Raw genomic sequence first — 6,124 nt, 5'->3', positions numbered from 1 at the left:
CGTTTCGTCTCCCATCGTTTTGGAGAGCAGGTGAAGCGATTATACCGGACAGGGGATTTGGCAAGGTACCTTGCCAATGGGGATTTAGAGTATCTGGGGAGGATCGACCATCAAGTAAAAGTGCGTGGTTTCCGGATTGAACTCGGAGAAATCGAAGCGGCCCTCCTTACACATGCTTCCGTTACTGAAGCCATCGTCATGGTGCGGGAAGACGAGCCGGGGGACAAACGACTGGTGGCCTATGTTATCGGTGATGGAAGTACTGCCATGTGGCGGGAGCATCTCAAAGCGCAATTACCGAGCTACATGGTTCCTGCACATTTTGTTGCCATAGAAGCCTTTCCCCTTACCCCGAATGGAAAAGTGGATCATAAAGCGCTACCTGCCCCCGATGAACAGCAAGTTGGGGATCATTACATTGCCCCTCGTACCTCATTAGAGGAGCTAGTGGTTTCGGTATGGGAACAAGTGCTAGGGATAGAGAACATAGGAGTTCAGGACTCTTTCTTTGAATTAGGTGGACACTCGTTATTAGCCACTCAAGTGGTTCCTCGATTACAAGAAGTATCCCAGATCGAGCTTCCCCTACGTGAATTGTTTGAGCATTCTACAGTCGAAGCTTTGGCGGAGAGATTAAACCTACTTTCAAACATTGGTGAGCGGACATCTAGTCTCCAAGAATATATTCAGGAGCAGGAAGAAGTTCATAATGATAAAGAATTGTCTGATCTACTCAAACAATTAGAAGAAATGTCAGAGGAAGAGTCGCAGGAGTTGTTGAGAAATACAGCTGAGAAAGGTGTAAAGAAATGAATAATAATTTAATAGAAAGACTTTCCACTCTTTCTCCGGAAAAGAGAATGCTGCTAGAGAAACAGCTGCACAAAAATAAAAAAAGAGAACCCAGCCCACTTTCTTACGCGCAACAACGTTTATGGTTTATGGATCGGTTTACGCCCAATAGCGCCCTTTACAACATTCCAGGGGTATGGCGATTAAGAGGGGAATGGTCTATAGAAAGTCTGGAAAAGGGGCTCAACGCACTGATTGAGCGGCACGAAGTGTTACGCACGGTCATTCGTGAAGTGGATGGTCAGCCGGTGCAACAGATCCAACCTTTTATGCCAAGGAAGCTGCCGGTGATCCACTTAATGGATCTGTCTATCGAAGAAAGAGAAGCCGAGATGAACCGTCTCATTCAAGAAGAAGCGGAATCCCCCTTTGACTTGGCTCAGGGTCCCTTGATGCGGGCCCAATGCATTCAAGTAGATGAAAAAGAGTGGATGTTCCTGTGCACCATGCATCACATCATCTCAGACGGCTGGTCCATGGGGGTTTTCCTAGAGGAACTGCTCACCTTATATAAAGACGAAGCAGCAGAACTTCCTCTATTGCCGATCCAGTATGCAGACTTTGCCAAGTGGCAGCGGAAGTGGATAGAGGAAGAGGGGCTAGATACACAGCTTCAATATTGGCAAGAAGAACTATCTGGCGAACTACCAGTCTTGCAGTGGCCTACCAATCGGGTGCGTCCGGTGGCACAAACCTATCATGGCGCTGTGCATCAAGTTCACTTCCCACTTCATTTAGTAGAAAAGTTAAAAGAGGTTAGTCGTGAGGAAGGGTCCACGTTATTTATGACCTTGCTGGCGGCCTATCAAGGATTCTTGTCTCGATATACCGGACAAGAAGACATCTTAGTCGGTAGCCCGATTGCGAACCGCAATCATCAAGAAATCGAGGGGCTGATTGGATTTTTCGTCAACACCCTCGTGTATCGAGCGGATGTAAGCGGAAACCCGACCTTTCGAGAACTCTTAGCCCAGGTGCGGCAAAAGGCGCTAAAGGCGTACGAGCACCAAGATATCCCCTTCGAAAAAATAGTGGAAGCGGTGCAGCCAGAGCGTAGCAACAGTCATTCCCCGATTTTTCAGACCAGCTTTACCTTACAAGATACAGCGTCACGGAAGTCAAGAGACTTGTCTGGGAAAACTATGGAGCCTGTAGACATTCATACATCTGTCGCGAAATTTGATCTGACCGTGGTGATGGAGGAGAAAGCGGAGGGGCTTTGGATTGCTTTTGAGTACAACACCGATTTATTTGATGGGGCAACCATTGAGCGAATGGCGCGGCACTTTGAAAACTGGTTAAATGAAGTAGCTTATCATTCTGACAAAACACTGGGAAGTTTGAACCTGATGGCAGAAGAGGAGAAGCAGCAACTGCTGGTGGATTGGAATGACACGACAGTAGTCTATCCTCGAGCCCTGACGGTTCATGAGCTATTTGAAGAACAAGCCATGAGCCGTCCAGAAGCCATTGCCGTGGTCTATGAGGATCAAGAGTTGACCTACCGTAAATTAAACGAACGTGCCAACCAGCTGGCGCACTACCTTCAGAAGCAAGGTGTAGGAGCCGAATCACTGGTGGGACTTTGTATGGATCGATCGCCAGATATGATTGTGGGGTTACTTGGAATCTTAAAAGCCGGGGGAGCTTATGTACCACTGGACCCGACTTATCCCCTCGATCGTCTCACCTATATGATTGAGCATACACAGATCCGTATATTATTAACGAAAGATAAAGTGGCCGACCACATTCAGAATGGTTCAATTAAAAAGATTGATTTAGATGAAGAACGATTATATATTCTAGCGGAAAACAATTGTAACTTAAATCATCATATAAATTCTTCACATCTTAGTTATGTTATGTTTACTTCGGGGTCTACTGGTAAACCAAAAGGGGTTTGTATTCCTCATCGTGGAGTAGTAAGGCTAGTGAAGGAAACGGATTATATCCATTTCACTTCAGATGATACCTCTCTTCAAGTTGCCTCTATATCTTTTGATGCGGCTACCTTTGAAATTTGGGGAAGTCTCTTAAATGGGGGAAAACTAGTTTTATTTCCAGGGAGTAGCTTCTCCTTAGAAGAACTAGGTAAAGTGATTCAAGACTCTAGTATTACGATAATGTGTCTGACCACTAGTTTATTTCACCAAGTGGTAGACTTTAATCAGAAAGCATTGCATGGTGTGAAGCAACTCTTAGTTGGTGGTGATGTGCTTTCAGCTGCACATGTACGTAAAGTGTTGCAGTCAATTCCGGGATGTCGAGTCATTAATGGATATGGTCCAACAGAAAACACGACTTGTACCTGTAGCTATTCAATGACCGATCCAGATGAGGTGTCGATGTCTATCCCGATCGGGCGTCCGATTGCCAACACCTCTGTTTATATATTGGACAGGAATTTACAACCTGTTCCTGTGGGCATTCCTGGTGAATTATACGTTGGTGGGGATGGATTGGCTCATGGATATTTATATGCGGAACAACAGACAGCTGAAAAGTTTATCCCTCACCCTTTCTCCGAACATCCAGAAGAAAAACTTTATAAAACTGGCGATCTTGTAAGGTATCTGCCGGATGGAAACTTGGAGTTTTTGGGGCGGATTGACAATCAGGTCAAGATTCGTGGTTTTCGGATTGAACTCGGAGAAATCGAAGGGGCTTTAAATGAGATTTCTTCTATCCAGGAATCTGTGGTAATGGTACAGGAATATGATCGCGGGGATAAACGGTTAGTCGCTTATGTTGTGGGAGAAGGAAGCGTTGCGGAATGGAAAGCCCATCTATCCGATCAATTGCCCAGTTACATGGTGCCTGCTTACTTTGTCGTGCTGGACGCGTTCCCACTCACATCGAATGGGAAAATTGACCGAAAAGCCTTACCGATTCCAGACGGCAAACAAGTGGGAGGGCAGTATATCGCCCCACGAACCCCATTGGAAGAACTCGTGGTGTCAGTATGGGAGCCGATACTGGGACTTGAGAACATCGGGGCGCAAGACTCATTCTTTGAATTAGGTGGGCACTCGTTATTAGCGACCCAAGTGGCTTCTCGCTTACAAGAAGCGTTTCAGATTGAACTATCGATCCGGGAGCTATTTGCCTATCCCACGGTTGAGGCGTTAGCGACACGATTGGACGAGTTGCGTCAAGGGGAGAAGGCAACGTTACCGCCATTGAAGCCGATGGAACGGACGGAACCGGTTCCACTCTCATATGCGCAGCAACGCCTGTGGTTCATCGATCGGTTTACGCCCAATAGCGCCCTTTACAACATTCCAGGGGTATGGCGATTAAAAGGGGATTGGTCTATAGAAGGCCTAGAAAAGGGGCTCAACGCACTGATTGAGCGGCATGAAGTGTTACGCACAGTCATTCACGAAGTGGATGGTCAACCGGTGCAACAGGTGCCACCTTTTATGCCCAAGGAACTGCCGGTGATCAACCTGATGCATCTTTCCTTCGCAGAAAGAGAAGCGGAGATGCATCGTCTCATTCAGGAAGAAGCGGAGCTACCCTTTGACCTAGCTCAGGGCCCCTTGATGCGGGCGAAATGCATTCAAATAGATGAAAAAGAGTGGATGTTCCTGTGCACCATGCATCACATCATCTCAGATGGCTGGTCCATGGGGGTTTTCCTAGAGGAACTGCTCACCTTGTATAAAAACGTACTGGATGAATCCCCCGCAGAAAAACTTCCTCCATTGCCGATCCAGTACGCGGACTTTGCCCAGTGGCAACGGAAGTGGATGGAAGAAGAGGGGCTGGATACACAGCTTCAATATTGGCAAGAAGAACTATCTGGCGAACTACCAGTCTTGCAGTGGCCTACCAACCGGGTGCGTCCGGTGGAACAAACCTATCGCGGGGCTGTGCATCAAGTCCTCCTCCCACCATACTTAGTAGAAAAGTTAAAAGAGGTAAGTCGTGAGGAAGGGTCCACGTTATTTATGACCTTGCTGGCGGCCTATCAAGGATTCTTGTCTCGATATACCGGACAAGACGACATCTTGGTGGGGAGCCCAATTGCGAACCGCAATCATCAAGAAATCGAGGGGCTGATTGGATTTTTCGTCAACACTCTCGTGTATCGAGCGGATGTAAGCGGCAACCCGACCTTTCGAGACCTCTTAGCGCAAGTGCGTCAAAAGGCACTAAAGGCGTACGAGCACCAAGATATCCCCTTCGAAAAAATAGTGGAAGCGGTGCAACCGGAGCGGAGTACGAGTCATTCTCCGATTTTCCAGACGCTCTTTACCTTACAAGATACGGCGTCATGGAAGCTACCCTACTTGCCTGGTAAAAAGATGGAATTGGTAGACAACCATGTATCAACCGCGAAATTTGATCTGACTGTAGCGATGGTGGAGAAAGCGGAGGGGCTTTGGGCTGCCTTTGAGTACAACACGGATTTATTTGATCGGGCAACCATTGAAAGAATGGCGAGACACTTTGAAAACTGGTTGCATGAAGTGGCCCACCATTCAGAAAAAGCACTGGGAAGTTTGGACCTGATGGCAGAAGAAGAAAAGCAGCAGCTGTTGGTGGAATGGAATGATACGACAGTAGCCTATCCTCAAGCTCTGACGATTCATGAGCTATTTGAAGAACAAGCCATGAGCCGTCCAGAAGCCATCGCCGTGGTCTATGAGGATCAACAGCTGACCTACCGTGAATTGAACGAACGTGCCAGTCAACTGGCGCATTACCTTCAGAAGCAGGGAGTAGGAAGCGAATCACTGGTGGGGTTGTGTGTGGATCGGTCCCCAGACATGGTTGTGGGGTTACTCGGCATCTTAAAAGCCGGGGGAGCTTATGTACCGCTTGATCCGACTTATCCAGAGAAACGGCTACAATATATTGTCGAGGATGCTGGTATCCAGATACTCGTTACCCAAGCACACTTACAAGAGCAAGAAAAGTTACAGAAGACGGTTAAAACCATTTATCTGGATCAGGATCAAGAGAGTATTGCCCGAGAAAGTGTTCTTTCCCCTAAGGTGGAAGTGACCGCTCAGAATTTGGCGTATGTCATCTACACCTCAGGTTCGACGGGAAATCCGAAGGGTGTGATGGTGGAGCACCGTAATGTGATCCGACTCTTTCAGGCTACAGAACCCTGGTATCAGTTTAATGAACAGGATACATGGACGCTTTTCCATTCGTATGCGTTTGACTTTTCCGTTTGGGAATTATGGGGGGCCTTGCTGTATGGCGGTCGTTTGGTTGTCGTACCGTACTGGATTAGCCGCTCTCCGAAAGATTT

Annotated in this window: 2 protein-coding genes; both read left to right on the top strand. The window is 47.4% G+C overall.

Going from position 1 to position 6,124, the window contains the following annotated elements; genetic code table 11:
* Positions 1–813: phosphopantetheine-binding protein (locus tag BLV90_RS15735; RefSeq protein WP_143035085.1), on the top strand; the 813-nt coding region annotated here is incomplete at its 5' end.
* A gap of 11 nt (positions 814–824) precedes the next feature.
* Positions 825–6,124, top strand: a 5,300-nt coding sequence (locus BLV90_RS15730; RefSeq protein WP_425433911.1) for an amino acid adenylation domain-containing protein, incomplete at its 3' end; no start/stop codon positions are given.

This window comes from Marininema mesophilum (genome assembly GCF_900106775.1).
In the GTDB taxonomy this organism is placed as follows: Bacteria; Bacillota; Bacilli; order Thermoactinomycetales; family DSM-45169; genus Marininema; species Marininema mesophilum.
Note: the sequence above shows the minus strand (reverse complement) of the source record. Positions and strands in the feature narration are given on the sequence as shown.